The 23,592-nt window shown below is 63.4% G+C and carries 25 protein-coding genes and 1 other RNA gene; 10 read left to right on the plus strand and 16 right to left on the minus strand.

Going from position 1 to position 23,592, the window contains the following annotated elements; genetic code table 11:
* Nucleotides 1-165: 165 nt before the first annotated feature.
* The gene (locus XB14_RS01030) at nt 166-1,158 is read right to left on the minus strand and encodes a Bug family tripartite tricarboxylate transporter substrate binding protein (RefSeq protein ID WP_077959768.1); all 993 of its coding nucleotides are present in this window, start codon (nt 1,156-1,158) and stop codon (nt 166-168) included.
* A gap of 137 nt (nt 1,159-1,295) precedes the next feature.
* Nucleotides 1,296-3,098, minus strand: a complete 1,803-nt coding sequence (locus XB14_RS01035; protein WP_143348171.1) for an ABC transporter transmembrane domain-containing protein — start codon at nt 3,096-3,098, stop codon at nt 1,296-1,298.
* A gap of 207 nt (nt 3,099-3,305) precedes the next feature.
* Here XB14_RS01035 and rpmE point away from each other — a divergent pair, with 207 nt between their 5' ends.
* A complete protein-coding gene (gene rpmE / locus XB14_RS01040) occupies nt 3,306-3,527 on the plus strand; it encodes a 50S ribosomal protein L31 (protein WP_034806140.1) in 222 nt (73 codons plus the stop codon).
* A 131-nt stretch (nt 3,528-3,658) separates the two neighbouring features.
* Here rpmE and XB14_RS33020 read toward each other — a convergent pair whose 3' ends face one another.
* The 5 genes from XB14_RS33020 to XB14_RS33025 form a co-directional block, all read right to left on the minus strand.
* Nucleotides 3,659-3,817 carry a hypothetical protein gene (locus XB14_RS33020; protein ID WP_179119506.1) on the minus strand — a complete coding sequence of 53 codons (159 nt, stop codon included), beginning with the start codon at nt 3,815-3,817 and terminating at the stop codon, nt 3,659-3,661.
* Nucleotides 3,818-4,458: 641 nt separating this feature from the next.
* On the minus strand, nt 4,459-4,977 hold the full coding sequence (locus XB14_RS01045; RefSeq protein WP_077959770.1) for a DUF1465 family protein: 519 nt from the start codon (nt 4,975-4,977) through the stop codon (nt 4,459-4,461).
* A gap of 356 nt (nt 4,978-5,333) precedes the next feature.
* Nucleotides 5,334-5,522, minus strand: a complete 189-nt coding sequence (locus XB14_RS01050; RefSeq protein ID WP_077959771.1) for a DUF1192 domain-containing protein — start codon at nt 5,520-5,522, stop codon at nt 5,334-5,336.
* Complete coding sequence (locus XB14_RS01055; RefSeq protein WP_077959772.1) at nt 5,509-6,810, minus strand: MFS transporter; 1,302 nt, start codon at nt 6,808-6,810, stop codon at nt 5,509-5,511. The genes XB14_RS01050 and XB14_RS01055 overlap by 14 nt, the downstream gene beginning before the upstream one ends.
* Nucleotides 6,810-6,956 carry a hypothetical protein gene (locus tag XB14_RS33025; protein WP_179119507.1) on the minus strand — a complete coding sequence of 49 codons (147 nt, stop codon included), beginning with the start codon at nt 6,954-6,956 and terminating at the stop codon, nt 6,810-6,812. Before XB14_RS33025 ends, XB14_RS01055 begins: the two co-directional genes overlap by 1 nt.
* A gap of 147 nt (nt 6,957-7,103) precedes the next feature.
* On the opposite strand from XB14_RS33025, the gene XB14_RS33030 reads away from it, so the two are divergent.
* Nucleotides 7,104-7,259, plus strand: coding sequence for a hypothetical protein (locus XB14_RS33030; protein WP_179119508.1), 156 nt, complete (start codon nt 7,104-7,106; stop codon nt 7,257-7,259).
* A gap of 170 nt (nt 7,260-7,429) precedes the next feature.
* Nucleotides 7,430-9,310 carry a TPR end-of-group domain-containing protein gene (locus tag XB14_RS01060; RefSeq protein ID WP_077959773.1) on the plus strand — a complete coding sequence of 627 codons (1,881 nt, stop codon included), beginning with the start codon at nt 7,430-7,432 and terminating at the stop codon, nt 9,308-9,310.
* Between the two features lie 36 nt (nt 9,311-9,346).
* Here XB14_RS01060 and XB14_RS01065 read toward each other — a convergent pair whose 3' ends face one another.
* Nucleotides 9,347-10,861, minus strand: a complete 1,515-nt coding sequence (locus tag XB14_RS01065) for an MFS transporter (RefSeq protein WP_077959774.1) — start codon at nt 10,859-10,861, stop codon at nt 9,347-9,349.
* A 105-nt stretch (nt 10,862-10,966) separates the two neighbouring features.
* On the opposite strand from XB14_RS01065, the gene XB14_RS01070 reads away from it, so the two are divergent.
* On the plus strand, nt 10,967-11,518 hold the full coding sequence (locus tag XB14_RS01070; protein ID WP_077959775.1) for a TetR/AcrR family transcriptional regulator: 552 nt from the start codon (nt 10,967-10,969) through the stop codon (nt 11,516-11,518).
* Nucleotides 11,519-11,533: 15 nt separating this feature from the next.
* On the opposite strand, the gene XB14_RS01075 is transcribed toward XB14_RS01070, so the two are convergent.
* The 6 genes from XB14_RS01075 to tkt form a co-directional block, all read right to left on the minus strand.
* Nucleotides 11,534-12,460 (minus strand): PhzF family phenazine biosynthesis protein, encoded by a 927-nt coding sequence (locus XB14_RS01075; protein ID WP_077959893.1) that lies wholly within the window; start codon nt 12,458-12,460, stop codon nt 11,534-11,536.
* Nucleotides 12,461-12,676: 216 nt separating this feature from the next.
* On the minus strand, nt 12,677-13,702 hold the full coding sequence (locus tag XB14_RS01080) for a class I fructose-bisphosphate aldolase (protein ID WP_077959776.1): 1,026 nt from the start codon (nt 13,700-13,702) through the stop codon (nt 12,677-12,679).
* 244 nt (nt 13,703-13,946) lie between these two features.
* Nucleotides 13,947-15,143 (minus strand): phosphoglycerate kinase, encoded by a 1,197-nt coding sequence (locus tag XB14_RS01085; protein ID WP_077959777.1) that lies wholly within the window; start codon nt 15,141-15,143, stop codon nt 13,947-13,949.
* Nucleotides 15,143-15,733, minus strand: a complete 591-nt coding sequence (locus XB14_RS01090) for a putative glycolipid-binding domain-containing protein (protein WP_077959778.1) — start codon at nt 15,731-15,733, stop codon at nt 15,143-15,145. Before XB14_RS01090 ends, XB14_RS01085 begins: the two co-directional genes overlap by 1 nt.
* Nucleotides 15,734-15,738: 5 nt before the next feature.
* Entirely contained in the window at nt 15,739-16,749 is a 1,011-nt protein-coding gene (gene gap / locus XB14_RS01095) for a type I glyceraldehyde-3-phosphate dehydrogenase (RefSeq protein WP_077959779.1), read from the minus strand.
* Nucleotides 16,750-16,823: 74 nt separating this feature from the next.
* Nucleotides 16,824-18,806: a transketolase gene (gene tkt / locus XB14_RS01100; protein ID WP_077959780.1), complete on the minus strand. Its 1,983-nt coding sequence runs from the start codon at nt 18,804-18,806 to the stop codon at nt 16,824-16,826.
* Between the two features lie 337 nt (nt 18,807-19,143).
* On the opposite strand from tkt, the gene XB14_RS01105 reads away from it, so the two are divergent.
* From XB14_RS01105 to ssrS, 3 genes are all read left to right on the plus strand, one after another.
* Complete coding sequence (locus XB14_RS01105; protein ID WP_034806184.1) at nt 19,144-19,413, plus strand: DUF4164 domain-containing protein; 270 nt, start codon at nt 19,144-19,146, stop codon at nt 19,411-19,413.
* An 11-nt stretch (nt 19,414-19,424) separates the two neighbouring features.
* Complete coding sequence (locus XB14_RS01110; RefSeq protein WP_077959781.1) at nt 19,425-19,802, plus strand: cell division protein ZapA; 378 nt, start codon at nt 19,425-19,427, stop codon at nt 19,800-19,802.
* Nucleotides 19,803-19,858: 56 nt separating this feature from the next.
* A non-coding RNA gene (ssrS, locus tag XB14_RS01115) (6S RNA) lies at nt 19,859-20,017 on the plus strand.
* Nucleotides 20,018-20,041: 24 nt separating this feature from the next.
* Here the strand turns inward: ssrS and XB14_RS01120 are convergent.
* Nucleotides 20,042-20,923 carry a LysR family transcriptional regulator gene (locus XB14_RS01120; RefSeq protein WP_234803926.1) on the minus strand — a complete coding sequence of 294 codons (882 nt, stop codon included), beginning with the start codon at nt 20,921-20,923 and terminating at the stop codon, nt 20,042-20,044.
* Nucleotides 20,924-21,021: 98 nt separating this feature from the next.
* On the opposite strand from XB14_RS01120, the gene XB14_RS01125 reads away from it, so the two are divergent.
* Entirely contained in the window at nt 21,022-21,246 is a 225-nt protein-coding gene (locus tag XB14_RS01125) for a hypothetical protein (protein ID WP_143348173.1), read from the plus strand.
* A 21-nt stretch (nt 21,247-21,267) separates the two neighbouring features.
* Here the strand turns inward: XB14_RS01125 and XB14_RS01130 are convergent, their stop codons facing one another.
* Complete coding sequence (locus XB14_RS01130) at nt 21,268-21,465, minus strand: transcriptional regulator (RefSeq protein WP_234803928.1); 198 nt, start codon at nt 21,463-21,465, stop codon at nt 21,268-21,270.
* Nucleotides 21,466-21,826: 361 nt separating this feature from the next.
* Between XB14_RS01130 and XB14_RS01135 the strand changes: the two genes are divergently transcribed.
* On the plus strand, nt 21,827-22,399 hold the full coding sequence (locus XB14_RS01135) for a 5-formyltetrahydrofolate cyclo-ligase (protein WP_077959783.1): 573 nt from the start codon (nt 21,827-21,829) through the stop codon (nt 22,397-22,399).
* A 217-nt stretch (nt 22,400-22,616) separates the two neighbouring features.
* On the plus strand, nt 22,617-23,441 hold the full coding sequence (locus XB14_RS01140) for a TIGR00282 family metallophosphoesterase (protein ID WP_077959784.1): 825 nt from the start codon (nt 22,617-22,619) through the stop codon (nt 23,439-23,441).
* Nucleotides 23,442-23,592: the final 151 nt, after the last annotated feature.

Consider the following 23,592-nt stretch of genomic DNA (forward strand, 5'->3'; position numbering starts at 1 on the left):
CTCCCGGCAGGCGGGGAGAGGGGACGTGCCCAGAAGGCGGCCGATACCAGTTGAAGCTGGCCAGCAAATGCGGCGTTGCCGCGAGTCCCTTCTCCCCGTGTGCGGGGAGAAGGTGGCGGCAGCCGGATGAGGGGCGGGCTCGCCGGCCGGGTCAGCCGAGCGGGATCAATCCATCTGCACGTTGGCGTCGCGCACGACAGGCGTCCACTTCGCCAGCTCGGCCTTCACATGGGCTCCCAGTTCTTCCGGCGTCGAGCCGACGATCGTGGCGCTGAATTCCTTCATGCGCTCGATGACGGCGGGGTCCTTCAGCGCCTTGTTGGCCGCCTCGTTGAGGCGGGCGACGACCGGCTGAGGTGTGTTGGCGGGGGCAAAGAGCGCATTCCAGGTGTAGGTCTCGTAGCCCGGAATGCCGGCCTCGGCGACCGTCGGTACATCGGGGAAGGAGGGCGCGCGTTCCGCCGTGGTTACGGCAAGAGCCCTGAGCGTCCCCGCCTTGATGTGGCTGGAGGAGGAGGGGAGGTTGTCGAACATGATCGGCACCTGGTTGCCGATGACGTCGTTCAGTGCCGGGCCTGCGCCCTTGTAGGGGATATGCTGCATGCTCACACCGGCCATCTTCTTGAAGAGCTCGCCGGAGAGATGCAGCGGCGTGCCGTTGCCGGATGACGCGTAGCTATATTCGTCGGGCTTGGCCTTCAAAAGCGCCAGCAGCTCCGCAACGCTTTTCGCCGGCAGTTCCGGGTTGACGACCAGCACGTTGGGCACGACCACGAGCAGCGAGACCGGCGCGAAATCCTTCTCGGGATCATAGGGCTTGGTCTTGAGGATCAGCGGGTTGAGGGCATGGGTTGCGACCGTGCCCATCAGGATCGTGTAGCCGTCCGGATCGGCACGGGCGACATTGTCTGCGCCGAGATTGCCGCCGGCGCCGGCAACGTTCTGGACGATCACCTGCTCGCCGAGGTCCTCGGACATTTTCTGCGCGACGATGCGAGCAACCACGTCGGTGGAGCCGCCGGCGGCAAAGGGAACGACGAGCGTTATCGGCCGCTCGGGAAAGCCCTGGGCCAGTGCCGACGAGCCAAAGGGCAGTGCCGTCAGCGCCATCACGCCCAGCGCCAGAGTTGCGCGCCGGGTCAGGTGCGAAAATGCCATGCGATAGTCCTCCCGATCAATTCAGCAGAAAGCGATGCCGGCCTCCTCGGCCGGGCCCCATAACAATAGGGCTCGGTATTCCATCGGCAACCGCTTTACGGCAAATCGGGGGGCGCTTTTCGCGCCGTGCGGTGCGTTTAGCTCTGCGCGTTGACGAACAGGGCCTCTGCGCCATGGTTGAACTGCAGGCGCGCAAGCTTTGCGTAGAGCCCGCCATGGCGGATGAGGGAGGCGTGCGTTCCTTCCTCGACGATGCGGCCATGGTCCACCACCAGGATACGATCGGCCTTCAGCACGGTCGCCAGCCGATGGGCGATGATGATCGTCGTGCGCTCGTGCAGCAGGCTGTCGAGCGCCTTCTGGACCAGCGTCTCGCTCTCGGCGTCGAGAGCCGAGGTCGCCTCGTCGAGAAGCAGCACCGGTGCGTTCTTGAGGATGGCGCGGGCAATCGCGATGCGCTGGCGCTGGCCACCGGAAAGCGTGACGCCGCGTTCGCCGACATAGGTGTCGTAACCCTTGTCGAGCCTGTTGATGAACTCGTCCGCCTGCGCGGCGACGGCGGCGGCACGCACGGCCTCGCGGCTGGCATCCGGCATGCCGAAGGCGATGTTGTCGTGCACGGACGAGGCGAAGATCGTCACATCCTGCGGCACGATCGCGATGCGCTCGCGCAGATCCTTCGGATCGACGGTGCGAATGTCGACACCGTCGACGCTGACCGCGCCCTTGGCGGGATCGTAGAAGCGAAGCAGCATCGAGAAGACGGTGCTCTTGCCGGCACCGGACGGTCCGACGATCGCAACGGTCTCGCCGGGCGCGATGTTGAAGCTGAGGCCGTTGAGGCTCTTGTAGTCGGGGCGCGACGGGTAGGCGAAGTGAACGTCGTCGAAGGCGATGGCGCCGGTTGCCGGGACAGGCATGGCGGCCGGATTTTCCGATGCCTGGATCTCGGGAATTTCGGTCAGGAGTTCGTTCAGCCGCTCGGCGGCGCCGGCCGCCTGCGAGAGTTCGCCCCAGACCTCGGAAAGAGAGCCGAGGCTGCCGGCGGCAAAGACCGAATAGAGCAGGAACTGGCTGAGCGTGCCGGCCGAGAGATTGCCTGACAGTACGTCGTGGGCGCCGAACCAGAGCACGGCGACGACGCTGCCGAACACCATGGTGATGGCAAAAGCGGTGAGCACCGAGCGCGCCTTGATCGCTGACCGCGCCGCGCCATAGGCCTCCTCGACGGCGGCTCCGAAGTGGTTGTTGGCGAGCGCCTCGCCATTGAAGGCCTGGACGGTGCGCGATGCGGCAATCGCCTCGCCGGCATAGGCCGATGCGGTGGCGAGCGTATCCTGCGCCTGGCGCGAGCGGCGACGGACGGAGCGGCCGAAGCCGACGAGCGGGAAGACGATGATCGGGATCGCGATCAGCACCAGGCTCGACAGCTTGGGGCTGGTATAGACCATCATGCCGATGGCCCCGAGACACAGGATCAGGTTGCGCAACGCGACCGAGGCGGTGGCACCGACCGCGGATTTCACCTGGGTCGTGTCGGCGGTCAACCGCGAGACGATCTCGCCGGACTGGTTGACGTCGAAGAAGGAGGCGGAAAGGCGGGTGACGCGATCGAAGACGTTGCGCCTCAAATCGGCGACGATGCGTTCGCCGAGTGTGATGACGAAGTAGTAGCGTGCCGCACTCGCCAGCGCGAGCACGATGGCGAGCATCATCAGCATTGAGAAGTACGTGTTGATGAAGCCGCTATCGGGACTGGCGAAGCCGTTGTCGACCATGCGCCGGACGGCGAGCGGCAGCGCGAGCGTCGTCACCGCCGCCAGGATCAGCGAAATGCCGGCTCCGATGACCAGATGGCGATAGCGGGCGAGATAGGGAAGGAGCGTGGCGAGCGGGCGGATGGACTTGCGCGCAGGCGCCTGGTTTTCTCTTGACGACACTTGACCCCTTTCGCCAAACACGGAGGAAAGGGATTGCCCATGAGTCTTCCGTGCGGCACTTGTTATCGCGCAGACCTTGATGTATAGGCACGGCATCGAATTGGGAAGCCGTGGCCGTTCAGCCGGTCCGCGGCTTCATTTACGTGTTCGGTCTCGAAGTCGCAATGCCTTGCGACAATTGGACCCTGGAACTCTAGGAAGATCGTTATGAAGGCAGACATCCATCCCGATTACCACGTCATCAAGGTTGTCATGACCGACGGCACCGAATACGAAACCCGCTCGACCTGGGGTTCGGAAGGCGCCACCATGAACCTGGAAATCGACCCCAAGTCGCACCCGGCCTGGACCGGCGGCAACCAGCAGCTCATGGACCGCGGCGGCCGCGTCTCCAAGTTCAAGAAGCGCTTCGAAGGCCTCGGCCTCTAATCGAACGCCTCTTCGGCATTTCGAAAGCCTGGGTCCTCGGCCCGGGCTTTTTGCCGTTTTGGTCCTGGCGCGTGCGCCCGGCGAAGCGTGTGCCATTGCGCCGCGCAGGGAAGCCGTTACGGGATCGGCGCTCAGTCGCTGTTCCAGGCAAGGAGCAGGATAACGGCTTCGTGGTGCGGCTCGTCGGACCAGTCGGCGATGGCGCTGAGTAGCGGTGCACCCTCCGCGACGAGATCAAGATTTTCCTGCGTCGCATCGATGGGAAAGCTGCCTCGGTGAGGTTCCGCCAAGACGTCTCACAGTTCAGGCCAAGGCGCTCCAGCGTCCTTACATAGTCGACGATCTGCGAAGCGCGCAGATTGTCGTGGTGAAGGAGGCCGGCATCCGCATCATAATATTCTCGGACAATGGCATCCAAGGATAAAGCAATCTCGGGTCTGGGGCGAAGGCGCGCCGCGACCATTCTCATCTGCTGGCAATAAAATCCCGAGCATTGATGGATCAGGCCGTACCAGGTCAAAGCGGGGCTCAAGACCGGGACGCGCTTTCTGAACGCGAGAACCGGAATGGCCTGAAGCGTCTCCCGATGTCCCCTGACGTCCCCAGGAGCATGCCAGTCGCCTTCGAACACATTGTGCGTCGGCGTCAGCAAGCTGTCGGGCAGAGCAACACGTCGCGCGTATGCCGGCAGCATCTCGGGATTTCGTTCGAAAATTTCCGGGAGGGGAGGGAGATGAGCCCAGCCGTTTGCATCACGGAAGGGCGAAAGGTCGCCTTCGGTCAGTATCATGGATCACGTCCGATGCTGCATTGGCTCAATCGAAACGAAGGCATGGGGATGGGCGAAGCCCCGCGGGCCCACGCTCACAAAAGCGAAACCCGCCGGACTGTACGGCGGGTTTCATGAATTCCGTGGATCGCTTGGTCGATCTCAGTTGGTTCCGAAGGCCGTCTGCAGCAGCTTGATCTGCGCCTTGACGCCGTTCTGGTTGTCCGGGACGATCGCGGCCGCTTCGTTCGGGCGATAGATTTCGCGGTCGAGCAGGGCGACGCGGTTCTGCAGGCGTAGCGAGCGCTCGATCAGGTCGCGGAAGGATTCCGGCAGTTCGGCCCAGCCGGGAGCGGACTTGTCGACGTTGAAGCTGTCGAGGCGCACCTTGCTCTTTTCCGACATCACCTGGTCGCGGCTCATCTCGCCGTTGTTGACGGCGCGCTGCAGGAGCAGCCAGGAGGCCATCTGCATCAGGCGGGTGGTGAGCCGCATGGATTCGGCCGCATAGAGAACCGATGCCATGCGCGGCAGGACCTTGGAAGCGGCACGGCCGGCTCCGTCGAGATAGGTGGCCGTTTCCTCGACCAGTCCCATGCCTTCCGAATAGAGCGTCTTGAATTGTGCCGAGGACGCCGCGTGTCCTGCGAAACTGACCGTATTCAATCCTCTCTCGGACATGATCTGTTTTTTCCCTGGTTCAAACGCATCACGACAGTCAGGTGGTGGGCGGTTATGGGAAATAAATCCTTGCCCGCCTCTATGCTTGAAGAATGATCCGATAGCGCATTTCGCGCAAGGGTATTCTTAAGAAAGGGTTAATCTCCACAGTTCTTTAGATAAACCTATGCCGAAACAAAAAAAGAGCCGCGGAAAGCGGCTCTCAAGGTAAAACAGGGAGAAAAATCAGACCCGTTCGCCAGTCGGAGAAATTGTCTGAAACCGGAAAGCTCCGGATGATCAGACAATCGCAGATAATGCTTAATGTCGCGTTAAACGCGCTCCGTTTTGCTGCGGTGCGAGCTTGCGCCGCCGGGTCAGCGAAACAGGTTCTCGGCTGCCGAGCGGCTGGCGGATTTGCGTGTCCGCTCCGCCTCCAGCCTGGCGATCTCCTCGGTCAGAAGTGCGATGCGCTGCGTCAGTTCGTCGACTGACAACAGAGCGAGGTCACTGCCAATTTCGTGGGCCACCTTCTTCTGTGGCCGATCGTCGTCAAACAGGCTCATCGGACTGATCCTCCCATTCCGGACCTTTGTCTGGTTCGTTGCGTGTTTCGTCAAACGGTGCTGCGCGTGGCGAAAGCTGCAGGCTTTCCGGCGTCGTCGGCGCACCGGCGTTGACCGGCGAGAAGGCGTCGCGGTCGGAGACCGGGACCGGCGCGCGCATCCGGCTGCGGATAATGGCATAGGCCGTGATCAGGATATGGGCGCAGGCGGTGATCATGAACAGGCCGTAGGGGCCGGCCGCGGTCATGACCGGACCGCCGATCGTCGGGCCGATGATGGTGCCGATACCATAGAGCAGCAGCAGGCCGCCGGACACCTTGACGAAATCCTCCGCCGTCGCGAAGTCGTTGGCGTGCGACACGGCGATCGGATAGAGCGCATTGGCCGCAGCGCCGTAGATCGCGATCAGCGTCAGCACGATCCACACCTGGCTCGGCTCGATCAGGAAGATCAGCAGGCCAGCGACAGCGCCGATGCCGGCAAGGGCGGCAAGGACGTAGCGTCGGTCGATGCGATCGGAGAGGCGACCGGCCGGCAATTGCATGACGGCGCCGGCAAAGATCGCCACGCTCATCATGGCGGCCACGGTGCTGTCGGAAAGGCCGGCCTGGCGACCGAAGACGGCGCCGAGCGTACCGAAGGCGCCGTTGGCGATGCCGACAAGCAGGATGCCGAGGAAGGAGACCGGCGAGTTCTTGTAGAGGCCACGCAGGTCGAGGCTCACCTTCTTCAACGGTTGAGGTGAGGCGGCATTGGACAGAAGCGTCGGCAGCATGGCGACGCAGTAGAGAATGCCGCAGATCATGAAGAAGATGCTGGTCGACGTATCGCCGAAGGGGATCATCATCTGGCCGCCGACAACGCCGAAGAGTGTGATGGCGATATAGAGCGAGAAGATGACGCCGCGGCTTTCGTTGGTCGCGCGCTCGTTCAGCCAGCTTTCGATGATCATCGAGGTGCCGGCGGTGGAAAAGCCAGTCAGCGCTCTAAGGATCAACCACCAGGTCGGATCGATCAGAATACCGGTCAGGAGTGCGACGATGGCGATCAGCGAAGCAAAGACGCTGAAGGCGCGCACGTGGCCGATACGCTTGACAACGGTGGGCGCAAGGAAGCAGCCGAGAACGAAGCCGGCGGCCCAGGACGTGCCGATCAGGCCGAGGATGGTGGTGGGATAGCCTTCAGCGGTACCGCGCACGGGAAGAAGAAGTCCCTGCAGACCATTGCCCAGAAAGAGAAACAGCGTGCCGAGCAGGAGGGCGGCGACCGGGAGCAGGTTCTTTCTCATCATTCATCCGAAATTCGTTCTGCCGTCAGCAAGTTAGGGCGGTGCCCCGCGAAATGCCAGCCGGTTTCTGATTGCAGCGGCTGGCGTTGCCGCAGGTTTTGTCCTTCGATCGATGACGAATGACGCAACATGCGGCGGCCGGTCATTGCAAATCGCCCGCGGAAACACTAGCCCTTTTTGCCATGCGCAACGTATCGCTAGTCCTTGGGAGAGACGGTGCTGCGTGCGACGAACAGTGCCGGTGTTGCGAACGCTTCGCCGGTCGAGGCAGCCTCCCGGTAGACGAGGGCAACATGCAGAAGGCGATCGCCCTTTTTCTGCTTCTGATCATGGCCGTTCAGCTCATCTGGCCGATCGGTATTCCGGGGCTGCGCCACCGTCGCGATTTCTGGAAGATCGCGGTCTTCGCCATCGTGATGATGATGGTGACGGTGCTGATCCGCCCCTGACGCCGTTACCTGCGACGCAACGCCCCCGTTACCTTTGGAACTCCATCGCTGCCGGCCCACCGCTACCTTGGTTGCGAAACCTGACGTTTCAACCAGAAAAGGGCGCAGGACAGATGGGAAAGAAAGCGCTAAAGTGCGAACCTCATTCGGGAGATGACTTCGAGGGTTTCTTGGAACGCCGGCTTGCTGCCATTCTCGCTGCCGATGTCGTGGGGTACAGTCGCCTGATCGGCGCTGACGAGACCGGCACGCTGGCTGCGATGAAACGGCACAAGAGCGAACTCGTCGATCCGAAAATCAGCCGCCACAAGGGACGCATCGTCAAGCTCACGGGCGACGGCATCCTGGTCGAATTCGCGAGCGTGGTGCACGCGGTCGCCTGCGCCGTCGACATTCAGCGCGGCATGCTCATCCGCAACGAAAGCGTGTCGCCGCAGACGCGCATCGAGCTCAGGATCGGGGTGCATCTCGGCGACATCATCGTCGAAGACGGCGACATCTTCGGTGACGGCGTCAATGTGGCGGCGCGCCTCGAGGGCTTGGCCGAGCCATCCGGCATCGCCGTCTCCGCCTCCGTGCGCGATCATGTCGGGTCACGCCTGGATGTCGGTTTCATCGACAAGGGCGAGCACACGCTGAAGAACATCGCCGCCGGGGTTCACGTCTATTCGGTTGCGCTCGGCGCGCCGACCAAGGTCGCGTCGGCACCGAACGGATCGTGTCCGGTGGTGCTCGACGATGGCTACGGGCTCTCGGTCGGCGTACTTCCCTTCACCAATATGAGCCATGATCCGGAGCAGGAGTATTTCTCCGACGGCATCACCGAAGACATCATCACCGATCTCTCGAAGATCTCGAAGCTGCACGTTGTCGCCCGCAACACGGTGTTCACCTACAAGGGGCGGTCGGTGAAGGTGAAGCAGGTGGCCCAGGAACTGGGCGTCCGCTACATCCTCGAGGGCAGCGTGCGCAAGGCGGGCGCGCGGGTGCGCATCACCGGCCAGCTGATCGACGCGCTCACCGGCACGCATCTCTGGGCGGACCGCTACGACCGGGACCTGACCGATATCTTCGCCATTCAGGACGAAATCACCCACGCCATCGTCGACCAGCTCAAGATCAAGCTGTTGCCGGCGGAGAGGCGGGCGATCGAAAGCGACCCGACCACAAGCGTCGAGGCCTATACCTACTATCTGCGCGGCCGGCAATTTTCGCATGCCTGGACGCGCTCCTATCTCCTGCTCGCGCGGCGCATGTTCATGAAGGCGGTGGAGCTCGATCCGGATTTCGCCCGCGCCTATGCCGGCATTGCTGATTGCGAGTCGGCGCTGCGTGACTGGCACGAGGACGAGTTCCCGCTGCAAGGCATCCTGTCGATGACGGACAGGGCGTTGGCGCTCGATCCGGACCTGGCGGAGGCGCATGCGTCCCGCGGTCTCGTGCTGCATCAGGACGGCCAGTGCGAGGAAGCGGTTGCGGAGTTCGAGCGGGCGCTGGCGCTGGATGCAGGGCTTTACGAGGCGAACTTCCACTATGGCCGCTTCCTGTTCATGCAGGGCGCGTTCGAAATGGCGATCCAGTTCTTCAAGCGCGCCGCCGACATCCGGCCGGACGACTATCTGTCGCCGATCCACCTGATGAGCGCCTATCGCACCCTCGGCAGGGATACCGAACGCACGCAGTGGGCGCGCATCGGGATTGCCCGGGCGGAGCGGGCGCTGGAGCTCAATCCGGAGAACTCGGGCCCGGCGCATCGTGGCGCACTGGCGCTTGCCCATATGGGCGAGGCCGACCGCGCGCGGGAATGGGCGGCGCGGGCACTGGCGATCGATCCCGACGACGTGGTCGCCCGCTACAACACCGCCTGCGTCTACTGCATCCTCGGCGATATCGACGCGGCGCTCGATCTTCTCGAAACCTTGTTGCCGCAGAGTTCGTGCTACCAGCTGCTCTGGTTCAAGCAGGATTCCGACCTCGACGCGGTTCGCTACCATGTTCGCTTCCAGGCGATGGTCGAGGCGATCGCGAAATGCGAGGCGGGCTTGCGCTGAACCGCCGGGCAGTGGCTTCCGTCCGGCAGTTCGCGGTTAATGGTGGCTCGCCTGGCGCGATCCCTCAGGGGCGCTGCTGCGCCCGGCCGTCAGCCACCAGATGGCCGCCCCGGTCACGAACAGCATGGCCGTCGCCACGATCACGACCGCGGTAAATGCTCCTTCGAAGGCGAGGCGGGCGCGGGTCACCAGCTCGCTCGCCATATCCGCCGGCAGCTTCTCGGCGAGAAGCAAGGCCTCGTCGAGGCTGTCGCGCGCCATCGGCGAGATCGCAGCACCTTCCGGCAGGACGAGGAAGGCGGTGTAGACGATCGACATGACGGTACCGAGAACGGCAATGCCGATCGCGCCGCCGAGTTCGAACGAGACCTCCTCGATCGATGCTGCCATGCCGGCGCGTTCCGGCGGAGCGTTGAACATGATGGCGCTGGAGGCGGCGGTCATGGACGCACCGATGCCGAGGCCGAGAACGACGAGGCTGACGATCTGGGCGATCGCGCCGGTCTCATGGACGAGCAGGTAGCCGCCGAGACCGAGCGCGGAGAGGATGAGGCCCGAGCGCAGCACCACCTCGGCTCCGAGGCGCGGCAAAAGGGTGCCGGTCAGCGGACCAGCGACGAAAGCGGCAAGCGGGATCGGCAGGATGAAGAAGCCGGCCTCGAGCGGGGAAAAGCCTTCGACCAACTGCAGCTGCTGGCTCAGCACCAGTTCGATGCCGACGATCGAGGCGGATGCCACCAGCGCCGCGGCGACGCCGGAGGAAAAGGCGGCGTTGCGGAAGAGGCTGAAATCGATCAGCGGATGCGGGCTCCGGCGCTGGCGACGCACGAAAAGAAAGAGCGCGATCGCGCCGACTACTGCAGCGGCAAGGCCCGCCTCCAGCGACGGCTCGCGCTTGCTCGTTTCCTTGACGGCATAGGCAAGGCCGATGAGGCCGACCATGATCTGCAGCGAACCGATCGCATCCCAGGGATGTTTCGGATTGCCGGCATTGTTAGGCAGCACGATGAGGCCCAGCAGGAGCGCGATCGCGACGACCGGCACGTTGATGAGGAAGACCGAGCCCCACCAGAAGTACTCGAGCAGGAAGCCGCCGAGGACCGGGCCGATCGCGGCGCCGCCGGAAGCAATGGCCGCCCAGACGCCGATCGCCAGCGCCCGTTCGCGCTCGTCGGTGAAGGTGAGCCGAATGATCGACAGCGTCGCCGGCATCATGAGGGCGGCGCCGACGGCGAGCAGGACGCGACCGCCGATCAGGATCGCCGGTGTCGGCGCATAGGCGGCGATCAGCGAGGCGATGCCGAAGACGACAAGGCCGACGATAAAGGGCTTCTTGTGACCGAGCCGGTCGCCGAGCGTGCCGAGGCCGGGCAGCAGGCCGGCGACAACCAGGGCATAGGCGTTGACGATCCAGAGTTTCTCCGACGCGGTGGCGCCGAGGTCATGGGTCAGGCGGGGCAGGGCGGTATAGAGCACCGTCATGTCGACGACGATCAGAAAGAGCGCGCTCGATACTATGGCCAAAATGAGCCAGCGATTTTGCGGGAGCATGGTACACCTCGGTGGCCGCCACTGGGAAATGGGGCTGGGCCTTGTTTAAATCAGGGTCATTGGTTATTTGAATACGTACGTATGGATTTGAAATAGGAAGTCAAGATGGGACGGCGACGAACGATCGATCGGGACAAGGTTTTGGACGCGGCGGAGGCGGTCGTGAATTCCGTCGGCGCGGCCGGCCTGACGATCGATGCCGTCGCCAAGGCTTCCGGCATCACCAAGGGCGGCGTGCAATATTGCTTCGGCAACAAGGACGGCCTGATCGACGCGATGATGGAGCGCTGGTTCAACGAGTTCGACGCGGCGGTCGCGGCCGAGGGCGGCGACGATCCCGATCCTGTGAAGGCGATGCGCGCCCATGCGTCGGTGACCGCCCGGATGAACACCGCCGACAATGCCCGCACATCCGGCATGATGGCCGCACTGCTTCAGCGCGAGGAGCACATGGCCAAGAACCGTGCCTGGTATCGCGCCCGCCTCGACGGTCTCGATCTGTCGACGGAGGAGGGGCGCAGGGCGCGGCTCGCCTTTCTGGCGAGCGAAGGCGTCTTTCTGCTGCGCGGCTTCGGCTTCGTCGAGATGGACGACGCCGAATGGCAGGATATGTTCGCCGATATTCTGAAGCTCCTGCCTGAAGCCGACCGCGCCTGAGCGGCGGCGGAAAGGCTAGAGGTCGATCAGCCCGCGCATGGCGCTGACGCAATGGCCGGAGAGGCTGACGTTCCGAACGACGCCACCCTGCTTTCGGACATGCGCGCCGATGAGGCTGCGGCGACCCATCTCCACACCCTGCTCGATGATGATCTCGACTTCGATATCCTCGTCCGGGACGAGCGAGACGAGATAGGCGGAAAGCGCTGCCGAGGCGCTGCCGGTTGCCGGGTCCTCGTTGACATTGTCGAGTGGCGCAAACATGCGCGCCCGGATCTGCCATGGCGCCTCTGCCGAGCGAGCGTAGAGGAACAGGCTGAAACTGTCTTCCTCGGGTTTGTAGCGCGCATTGGCCGCCTGGAAGGCGGTGACATTGGGTTGGGCGGACGACAGCGTCGCGACATCCTTGATTTCGGCGACGGCGAAGGGCAGCCCGACGGAAAGCCGGGTCGGCGCATGCACGCGTCTGCTGACGGCTTCAGGCGCGAGCGACGCGCAGGCAGCGATGGTGTCGGTGTCGATTTCAGGGCCGACGGTCAAGCCGCGCGGAACGACAATGGTGGAGCCGGTAACCTCGCCCTTCTCCCGCAGCAATGTCGCCTCGATCAGCCCCGCCTTTTCCTCGAAGCGCAGGGTGTCGCCGGGCGCGCGGCCGAAGATTTCCTTCTGCCGGCCGAGCACGAAGGCGGTGCCGACATTGGGGTGGCCGGCAAAGGGGATTTCCGTCGTCGGCGTGAAGATCCGGACTTCCGCCGTGTTGGCGGGATTGCGCGGCGGCAAAACGAAGGTGACTTCGGAATAGCCGAATTCGGTCGCGATCGCCTGCATCTGGCTATCGCTCAAGCCGCACGCATCTGGAATGACGGCCAACTGGTTGCCGGCAAAACGCTCTGACGTAAAGACGTCGACGGTAACGTAGGCGACGGATCGGGGAGCGGTCATGGCCTCGGCTTTCACTGGAGTTGGCTGCAAAGCCAAGGCTTAAGCCAGCCTCTCCAGAGGGCAAAGGCTGCAACTTGTCTCCGTGACAAGTTCGATCGCAGCGGGCCTGTAACTCGTGGCTCGGCCGGTTGCGTGGAAGCTTCGAGAAGCTGCCCCGCCAATGAACAGAAAAGGGGCCGGTCGCGGCCCCTTTGTCCTTTGTCGACAGGGCTTGTTTCAGGCGGCCTTCTCGAGATCCTTCTTCCAGGCGCCCTTGGCCGCAAGGCTGCACATCTCGGCGCGATGCGAGAAGGCTCGCTGGCCGGCGCCGATGTTGTCGGCCTTGCCGTGCCAGGCATTCAGCGCTTCCTGCTGCAGCGCGCGGCCATAGGAGAAGGTGAGCTTCCACGGCAGGTCGTGGCTGGCGTTCATCGCCGATAGGTGGGCGGTCGCCTCCTCGGTCGATTGGCCGCCGGAGAGGAAGGCGATGCCGGGCACGGCCGAAGGCACCGTGCGCTTCAGCACCCGGATGGTGCGCTCGGCCACTTCGGCGACGGAGGCATTGCGGGCCTTCTTGCCGTCGATCACCATGCTCGGCTTCAGGATCATGCCTTCGAGCTTGACGCGCATTTCAGCCAGTTCCTCGAAGGTGGTCCGCAGCGTCCACTCCGTCACATGTTCCGACCGGTCAATCGAATGGTCGCCCGGCGCGCCGTCCATCAGCACTTCCGGCTCGACGATCGGCACGATGCCGGCGTCCTGGCAAAGGGCGGCATAGCGGGCGAGCGCATGGGCGTTGGCGCGAACGGCACCGGCGGTCGGCAGGGTGTCGGAGACGGAGATGACGCCGCGCCACTTGGCAAAGCGCGCGCCCGCCTCGTGATATCTGGCGAGCCGCTGGGCAAGGCCGTCGAGGCCTTCGGTGATCGTTTCTGCCGGGAAATTGGTCATCGGCTTGGCGCCGGCGTCGACCTTGATGCCGGGGATCGAGCCGGCGGCGCGGATGATGTCGACAAGCGGCGTGCCATCGACCGCATGCTGGAACAGGGTTTCTTCATAAAGGATGACGCCGGAGATGTACTTGCGTATCGCCTTGTCGGCGCGCAGCAACATCTCGCGGTAATCGCGCCTGGAGGTCTCGGTGGATTCGAGACCGATCGTATCGAAGCGCTTCTTGATCGTTGCGGTGGACTCGTCTGCCGCGAGCAACCCCCGGCCGTTGGCGACCATGGCGACAGCGATGTCTTCCAATCTTTCCGTCATGCTTCTTCTCCCTAGACAGCGCCGATCACCAAGGATCAGGCGAACACTGAAACAGCTTCGAGACCGACGGTCCGCAAGGGGACCGCCACGCTCCGGACGAGGGCGCGAGTAACGGCAGAAATTGTCCAGGAAAATGGCAGGAAAAGCGACTGAAACGATTTAAAATTTTTTAATCGTTTGAATAAATGAGATTTTTTCTTGCTATGTGGCGCGCGGGACATGTCCCGCGCGCCACTTCCGTGACTTACTTCTGCTTGAGGATGTCGACGCCCGGAAGCGGCTTGCCTTCCATCCACTCGAGGAACGCGCCGCCGGCGGTCGAGACATAGCTGAAATCGTCGGCGACTTCGGCATGGTTGAGCGCCGCAACCGTATCGCCACCGCCGGCAACCGAGACCAGCGAGCCCTGGCGGGTGCGGGCGGCCGCATGCTTGGCAACGGCAACGGTCGCCTTGTCGAAGGGAGCGATTTCGAATGCGCCGAGCGGGCCGTTCCAGACGAGCGTCTCGGCCTTCGAGATCCAGTCGTTGACGGCAGCGATCGACTTCGGGCCGACGTCGAGAACCATGGCATCGGCCGGGATCGCATTGATGTCGACCACTTCGTTGTCGGCACCGGCCTTGAACTCGCGGGCAATGACGCCGTCATCCGGCAGCACGATGGCGCAGCCGGCCTTGTCGGCAGCGGCGATGATCGCCTTGGCGGTCTCGGCGAGGTCATGCTCGCAGAGCGACTTGCCGACATTGACGCCCTTGGCGGCGATGAAGGTGTTGGCCATGCCGCCGCCGATGACGAGCGCATCGACCTTGGTCACGAGGTTCTGCAACAGGTCGATCTTGGTCGAGACCTTGGCGCCGCCGACGATGGCGACGACGGGCCGCTTCGGTTGGCCGAGGCCCTTTTCGAGCGCTTCGAGTTCGGCCTGCATGGTGCGGCCGGCATAGGCCGGCAGGTGATGGGCAAGGCCCTCGGTCGAGGCATGGGCGCGGTGCGCGGCCGAGAAGGCGTCGTTGACATAGATGTCGCCGTTGGCGGCGAGCGCCTTGACGAACTCGGCTTCGTTCTTTTCCTCGCCCTTGTGGAAGCGGGTGTTTTCCAAGAGCAGCACGTCGCCGTCGCTCATTTCGGCAATGGCGTTCTTCGCCTTGTCGCCGATGCAATCGGCGGCGAAATGGACGCGCTGGTCGAGCACGTCTTCGACGGCCGGCGCGATCGTCTTCAGCGACATGTCGGCGACCGGCTCACCCTTCGGACGGCCGAAGTGGGCAAGCAGGATGACCTTGGCGCCCTTCTCGGACAATTCGCGGATGGTCGGTGCGACGCGCTCGATGCGGGTCGCGTCCGTCACCACGCCGTCCTTGACCGGAACGTTGAGGTCGACGCGCACCAGCACGCGCATGCCGGCGATGTCGGTCAGATCGTCGAGGGTCTTGAAAGTCATCAGATAGTCTCCGGTGATAGTCTCTGGAAAAGGGTGGGATAGTCGATGACGAGGCCGTCCTCGTCCACGGGCAGGTCCGCCGTAAAGCTGCGGTCCTCGGCCTCGTAGCGATAGAGCCTGAAATCATCGAGGCAGGTGTAGTGCTGGCCGTCGACCACGGGTTCGAACGTGTCGAACGGCACGTAAAGCATCTTCAGCCTAGCGATGCCGGACTGGCGGTCGAGCTTGAGGCGCCGGATCGGCAGCGTGTTGGTGAAGGGCGTGCCGGCAAGATCGATATCGATGCAGCCGTCGAACTCGGGGAGGGGGAGGCCTCGCGCCGTCAGCCACTGGCCGGGAAGATCCGAGCGCAGATGCAGGCTGCGGCCATCGGTGGTGTCGACCATCAGCTTGCGAACGTGCCAGCCGTCGTCACAGTCGATCCGGTAGCGCACGCCATAGGGTGTGCCGCCGCGGCTGCCGATCAGAACGCCGACGGCGCGGATGACCGCGCCGTCGGTTGTTTCGATTTTCGTCAGTGTCAGGTGTTCGAGCCCTTCCCCTTCCAGCGGACGCCAGCGGACCGTCGTTGAGGAGAGGGCGCGAAACATCTGTCTTAGATGAGCTTGGCGAACGCGACCGCCGTGTCGGCCATGCGGTTCGAGAAGCCCCACTCGTTGTCGTACCAGGTGAGGATACGCACGAAGTTGCCCTCGACGACCTTGGTCTGGTCGATCGCGAAGATCGAGGAGTGGCTGTCATGGTTGAAGTCGCGCGAAACGAGCGGCTCTTCCGTGTAGCCGAGAACGCCCTTCAGCGCGCCGTTGGAGGCGGCCTTGATGGCGTTGGTGATTTCCTCGACCGAGGTGTTGCGCTTGGCGACGAACTTGAAGTCGACGACCGAGACGTTCGGGGTCGGAACGCGGATCGACGTGCCGTCGAGCTTGCCCTTCAGTTCCGGCAGAACCAGGCCGACGGCCTTGGCAGCGCCGGTCGAGGTCGGGATCATCGACAGAGCGGCAGCGCGGGCGCGGTACAGATCCTTGTGCATCTGGTCGAGCGACGGCTGGTCGTTGGTGTAGGAGTGGATCGTGGTCATGAAGCCGTGATTGATGCCGATGGTATCGTTCAGGACCTTGACGACCGGAACCAGGCAGTTCGTCGTGCACGACGCGTTGGAGATGACCAGGTGGTCCTTGGTCAGCTGGTCGTGGTTGACGCCGTAGACGACCGTCAGGTCGGCGCCGTCGGCCGGGGCCGAGACGATGACGCGCTTGGCGCCGGCGGTCAGGTGGGCTGCAGCCTTGTCGCGCGCGGTGAAGATGCCGGTGCATTCCATCGCGATGTCGATGCCGAGTTCCTTGTGCGGCAGCGTTGCCGGATCCTTGATCGCGGTCACCTTGATCGGCTTGCCGCCGTTGATGGTGATCGTGTCGCCTTCGACCTTGACCTCGGCCGGGAAACGACCGTGGATCGAGTCATAGCGCAGCAGGTGAGCGTTGGTCTCAACGGGGCCGAGATCGTTGATCGCAACGACTTCGATGTCGGTGCGGCCGGATTCGACGATCGCGCGGAGCACGTTGCGGCCGATGCGGCCAAAACCGTTGATGGCGACTTTCACTGTCATGGGGTCTCTCCCTGTCTGTATGACGTGGTACGAAAAAAAGCGGGGCGCACCTTTCGGCGCGCCCCGCAGATTGATCAGGCGAGCTTCGCTTCAGCAGCGGCAACCACCGCCTCGGGCGTGATGCCGAAATGCTTGTAAAGCTCCTTGTAGGGACCGGAGGCACCGAAGGACGACATGCCGATGAAGGTGCCGTCGCTGCCGATGAAGTGATCCCAGCCCTGGCGGATGCCGGCTTCGACGGCGATCTTGACCGGCGAGTTGCCGATGATCGCCTGCTGGTAGTCTTCGCTCTGTTCGGCAAAAAGCTCGAAGCAGGGAACGGAGACGACGCGGGTCGAGATGCCCTTGGCGGTCAGCGTCTGGCAGGCCTTGACGGCGATCTCGACTTCCGAGCCGGTGGCGAAGATCGTGACCTTGGCGTCGGCGGCCGAGATGAGATCGTAGGCGCCGTGGGCGCAGAGGTTCTCTTCCTCATACTCGGTGCGGACCGCCATCAGGTTCTGGCGGGTGAGCGCGATACCGGACGGACGGTTGTGGCTTTCGAGCGCCAGCTGCCAGCACTCCGCCGTTTCCGTGGCGTCGGCCGGGCGGAACATCAGGAGGTTCGGGATGGCGCGCAGCGCTGCCATGTGCTCGACCGGCTGGTGCGTCGGACCGTCTTCTCCGAGGCCGATGGAATCATGCGTCAGCACGTGGATGACGCGGATGCCCATCAGCGCGGCAAGGCGGATCGACGGACGGCAATAGTCCGAGAAGATCAGGAAGCCGCCGGAATAGGGGATGACGCCGCCGTGCAGCGCCATGCCGTTCATGGCAGCGGCCATGCCGTGCTCGCGCACGCCGTAGTGGATGTAACGACCGGAGAAATCGTCCGGCGTGATCGACTTGGTCTGGCTCGTCTTGGTGTTGTTCGAGCCGGTCAGGTCGGCCGAGCCGCCGATGGTTTCGGCAAGAACGCCGTTGATGACTTCGAGCGCGTCTTCGGAAGCCTTGCGGGTTGCCGGCGACGGCTTGGTCTCGGCGAGCTTCTTCTTGTAGTCGTCGATGGCAGACGAGAGGCGGCCTTCGAGCTCGCCGGAGAAGCGGCGAACGAACTGGGCCTTCTTCTCGGCATCGCTCTTTTCAAGACGCTCTTCCCACTCCTTGCGCGACTTGGTCGAGCGCAGGCCGGCAAGACGCCAGGCGTCGAGCACGTCCGAGGGAACGACGAAGGCTTCGGATTCCCAGCCGAGCGCCTCGCGCGTCGCGGCGATTTCCTCGGCGCCGAGCGGCGAGCCGTGGACCTTGTGGGTGCCGGCCTTGTTCGGTGCGCCGAAGCCGATCGTCGTCTTAGCCGCGATCATCGTCGGCTTGTCGGACTTCTGGGCCTGATCGATCGCAGCGGCGATCGCGTCCGGATCATGGCCGTCGACGGCAATGGTGTTCCAGTTGCTGGCGCGGAAGCGGGCGTGCTGGTCGGTCGAGTCGGCGATCGAGATCGGGCCGTCGATCGAGATGTTGTTGTCGTCCCAGAAGACGATCAGCTTGTTGAGCTTCAGGTGGCCGGCGAGCGAAATCGCTTCCTGGCTGATGCCTTCCATGAGGCAGCCGTCACCGGCGAGCACGTAGGTGTAGTGCTCCATCAGCTCGGAGCCGAATTCGTCACGCAGCTTGCGCTCGGCGATCGCCATGCCGACGGCATTGGCAATGCCCTGGCCGAGCGGACCGGTGGTCGTCTCGATGCCGGCGGCATGGCCGTATTCCGGGTGGCCGGCGGTGCGGGCGCCGAGCTGGCGGAAGTTCTTGATCTCGTCGATGGTGATGTCTTCGTAGCCCGTCAAATAGAGCAGCGAGTAAAGCAGCATCGAGCCGTGGCCGGCCGACAGCACGAAGCGGTCGCGGTTCGGCCAGGAGGGGTTCTTGGGGTCAAAGCTCAGATAGCGCGTAAAGAGGACTGTCGCTATGTCGGCTGCACCCATGGGCAGGCCAGGGTGGCCGGAATTTGCCTTCTCGACGGCATCCATGGAGAGGAAACGGATCGCATTTGCCATCCGGTCGTGTTTTTCGCGAGAGATCATGACTGTTCCGTTTGCGTTCGGTGGTCAGGGAACGGTCTCTATCCTCCAAAGACCGCGCAAGAAGCGGCTGACACATAGCAGGTGCGCCGTGCGAGTCAACAAATACGGGCCTTCCGCGGCCATTTGACGGCAGGTCGCGTCGGCCCCGTCCCGCAATGCAACAAGCCTATCGCACTGCCGTTGAGGAAAGCCGGCTACGCAATCCATCCACAGCTTCCGCTGTTGTTTGCTGTACTTGGCATTGTTGAGACTTACGTAATAGGTTTAAAAAAGATCGAGCCGAAGCGGCGGACGGGATTCGGGCGATTCGGCCTCATGGGCGAGGTATTCGGAACACATGCCGGCAAAGACTGTCAAAGCGGCGATCGACGAACTGCGAAATGCAGTGCAATCCCTGGAGAATGCGATCGACGGTCGGTTTGACAGGGAGCGGGACTTCAGCGAGTTCGAGGGCGAGGTGCGACGCGTCAACACCGACCGGTCGCGGCTGGCGCAGGAGCTCGACCAGTCGCAGTTCCGGGCAAACCGGCTCGAGGAGGTCAACCGCGAGGTTTCCCGTCGCCTCGTGACGGCGATGGAAACCATTCGGGCGGTGCTCGACCGCTAGGAACAAGCGACATGGCGCAGGTGACAGTTTCGATCGACGGCAAGGCCTATCGCATGGCCTGCGAGGAAGGGCAGGAAGATCATCTGATCGAGCTTGCCACCAATTTCGATCAGTATGTCGGACACCTCAAGAGCCAGTTTGGCGAGATCGGCGATCTGCGCCTGACCGTCATGGCCGGCATCATGGTCATGGACGAGCTCAGCGAGGTCAACCGCCGGCTGAAGAACCTCGAAGCCGAGGTCGGAAACCTGACGGACGGTCGCGATGCCGCACTTTCGGATCAGCTGAAGAACGAAGAAGCGCTGGCCTCGGCGCTGAGCGAAGTGACGCAGCAGATCCACGGCATCGCCGCCAAGCTGAACGGCCGCCCGACAACGCCGTCGAGCTGACAAGGTTTCGTCGGCGAGCCACTGGCGCGAAGCACCGAGACACTTTATATATCGGTTGCGGTCTGCGCTTCCCGACAGGAACCACAATCCCCGGGGCCATACTCGATCCTAAGGGAGCTGTCCCTGTTCGGACCCGTGGGTTCGGACACATGGCGCCCACCTACTTTGTAGGCACCCGGGATCGTAAACTATCCATCGGTCGTCGTGGATCGCACTTCTTCCTCTTTCCCGCTGGTCGATCAATCCCCGGCGAAGGCCCGGCGGATGGCGTCGGCCATGGCCTCGACGATCCGGTCCTTGCCGCTTCCAGCCTTTGAAATCCGCAGCACGACATTCGAATGGTCGATCACGGTGTAGCCGTCATCGGCGGTCAGTTCGCGGCAGCCGGCCGGAATGCTGCTGCGGGCAAGAGGCGCGATGGCAAGGCCGGAAACCACCGCCGCCATCAGGCCGCCGCTGGTGCGGCTGACATAGGCGACGCGGTTATCGATGCGGCATTTCCTCAAATTGCGCTGGGCGAGGTCGTCGCACCAGCCGCCTTCGAGATAGGTATAGGTCGCGATCGGCACCGGGCGGCGCTCGTCGGTACGATGCTGCTCCGATGTCACCCAGACGGTCGGATCCATCATCAGCACTTCGTTCCTCGTCTTTCCGCCGGGCTCGAAGACGACGGCAAGGTCGATCTCGCCCGCTTCCAGTGCCGCGACATTGGTCATCGACGCGCCCTGCTGCACGGTTACTTCGACGCCGGGGTGGATGGCGGCGAAACTGCCGAGCGCTTTCGGCAAGGTGGAATTGATGTATTCCTCGGGAATGCCGATGCGCACTGCGCCGTCGAGCGCGGGCTGGCGCAGGGCGGCGGCGGTGTCGTCGAGCAGGGTCACGATGCGCCTTGCATTGTCGACGAGCCGCAGCCCCTGCGGCGTCAGGACGACGCCGCGCGAATGGCGCTCGAACAGGGCATCTCCGAGCACATCCTCAAGCTTCCGGATCTGCATGCTGACGGCTGATTGGGTCCGCCCGACGATGTCTGCGGCGCGCGTGACGCTGTTGGTATCGACAACCGCGAGAAAGGTTCTGAGCAGATCGCTGTCGAGGGGAAGAACCATGGCATTACCCATCAGATTTTCTGATGACAGTCATGCTTGCAATTCGTTTGCCAGATGTCAATGCGAGGGCGAAAATCGCCCGGTCGATCATCTTGCGCCGAGTTGTTCCCATGAGCGTGCTTGCCGTTCTCGCCTTTTCCGACACATTCGCAGCCGCCAGGCGCAGGGCAAGGCAATGGGCGGCCAAGTTGCTGTTTGCCGAGGCGCCCGACGAGGTGCCGACGGCCAAGCCGCGGCTGCTTCGCGATGCCGGGATCCCACCGGAGGCCTTCGACTTCCGGCAGCGGGAACGAATGTTGCGGGAGGCCGTCTATCGGTCGCACTGGATGCTGTAAGCAGCCCGGCCGACCTGTTCCTCAAGAGATGAGATCGAGCCTTGCGGCCCGAAAGACGGCTTCGGCCAGATTGCCGGCCTGCAGCTTGCGCATGGCGTCCTCCAGCGCCCGGTCGATCCGGTCGAGCGGAATATCGGTCTCGCGCATCATGTCCTGGCGCGTGCGCCCGCGGGCGGCGAGCGTCAGGCAACGCAGTTCCAACGGGTCGAGTTCTTTCATCTGGTCCTTCATGGACGTCGGCTTTTCCACTGCTGCCTGCAGGAGCGCGTCCATACATCGAACACGGGAATTAGTTCCTGCTAATTATTTGAAATCGCGTCCTTATTTGCATGCGGTCGCCAATCCGCGAAAGCGGAACCATCGCCCATGATGAACGGAACGCTAATCCTGTGCCGAACCGGGAAGGCGCCGGCACTGCTGTCGCAAACCGCGGCAAAAGCGGCGATGCGGGTGAACGCATGACAGTGCTATCGGGTATATAGGCTGGCGATCGAGCGAGGAATCGGCGAGAAAGTGACAGGCTGTGCCATTTCGGGAAGAAATTTTGTCCGCGACGATGGCATGAGGCAGGGGAGGCACGATGTCACCGAAGGATTTGAAGGCGGCGCTGCGCAAGGAGCGGCTGGCATTGCGCGATGCGATGCCCGCTGAGTTCAGAATCGAGGCGAGCCTGACCATGGCCGATCACGCGGGCGACGTCATCGCGCTCGATCCGGGGCACATTGTTTCCGGATTCTGGCCGATCCGCTCCGAGGTCGACATCCGGCCGCTGATGGCGCGGCTGAAGCAGCGGGGCGCCCGGCTCTGCCTGCCCGTCATCATGGACAAGCAGACGATCGTCTTTCGCGAGTTGCTCGATGGCATCGACATTATCGCCACCGGCTTCGGCACGACCGGACCTAGCCCCGAGGCGCCGGTGCTCGACCCGGATATCATGCTCGTGCCGCTTTCGGCCTTCGACGCGACCGGCCACCGGATCGGTTACGGTGCCGGCTACTACGACCGGGCCATCGATCGGCTGCGCAACAAGGGGCACCTGCCGAAGCTGATCGGCATCGCCTTCGACTGCCAGGAAGTTGACGCCGTGCCGGCCGAACCGCACGACGTGGCGCTGGACGCGGTGCTGACCGAAAGCGGTTTCCGGCACTTCTAGATCATTGCGGACACCGGTAAGCGGGACTGCCATTCTATGGTTGAGGCAGTCCGACCCCAAAGTCCGCCGTCCTCTCGATTTCCTTGAAGCCGATCTAAGACGTTTCCAGCAGCGCTGCGATCGTGTAGACGCTCTACCTCTTTGTTTTACGCAGGTCCGGCCGCAACGATCGCTGACGCGCTTCCGCCGGAACTGCCCTGGTGGGATCTGAGCGAGCATGAGGCTTCTGTTTCTGGGAGATATGGTGGGCAAGACGGGCCGCACGGCGGTCTGGGAGCGGCTTCCGGGACTGATCGGCGACCTCAAGCTCGATTTCGTCATCGTCAACGGCGAGAACGCTGCCGGCGGCTTCGGCATTACCGAAGACATCTTCCTCGAGACGATCAACGCCGGCGCCGACGTGGTGACGACCGGCAATCACGTCTGGGACCAGAAGGAGGCCGTCGTCTTCTGCGAGCGGCACGACCAGTTCCTGCGCCCGGCCAACTATCCGGCCGGCACGCCCGGTCGTGGCTCCAACCTCTACTTCGCCCGCAATGGTGCCCGCGTGCTGGTCGCCAATGTCATGGGCCGGGTCTTCATGCATCCGGAGCTCGATGATCCCTTCAAGACCGCCGAGGCGATCCTCGATGCCTGCCCGCTCGGCGAGCAGGCGGACGCGATCGTTTTCGACTTCCATGCGGAGGCGACCAGCGAGAAGCAGTGCTTCGGCCATTTCGTCGACGGTCGCGCCAGCCTCGTCGTCGGAACGCACACCCATGTGCCGACCGCCGACCACCAGATCCTCAACGGCGGCACCGCCTATATGAGCGATGCCGGCATGTGCGGAGACTACGATTCCTCGCTCGGCATGGACAAGGAAGAGCCGCTCAACCGCTTCATCTCGAAGATGCCGAAGGGGCGCTTCGAGGCAGCCTCGGGTCCTGCCACCATCTGCGGCCTCGGTGTCGAGATTTCCGACCGGACCGGGCTTGCCGAAAAGATCGCGCCGCTGCGCCTCGGTCCGAGACTGGCGGAAACGATCCCCGATTTCTGGTCCTGAGGTCAGGGCGAGCACCTTTGGCGCTCCCGTATCGCCTTATCGGAATTGATTTTTTTCAAGGTGACAACCCCATCAAATGATGGCAGGTTATCGCGAAATCACGCCGGGCCGGGGCGTGATTATTCGTGGGTTTTAGCAGAATGAATGGTGT

Source organism: Ensifer adhaerens, assembly GCF_002007205.1.
GTDB classification, from domain to species: domain Bacteria; phylum Pseudomonadota; class Alphaproteobacteria; order Rhizobiales; family Rhizobiaceae; genus Ensifer; species Ensifer adhaerens_D.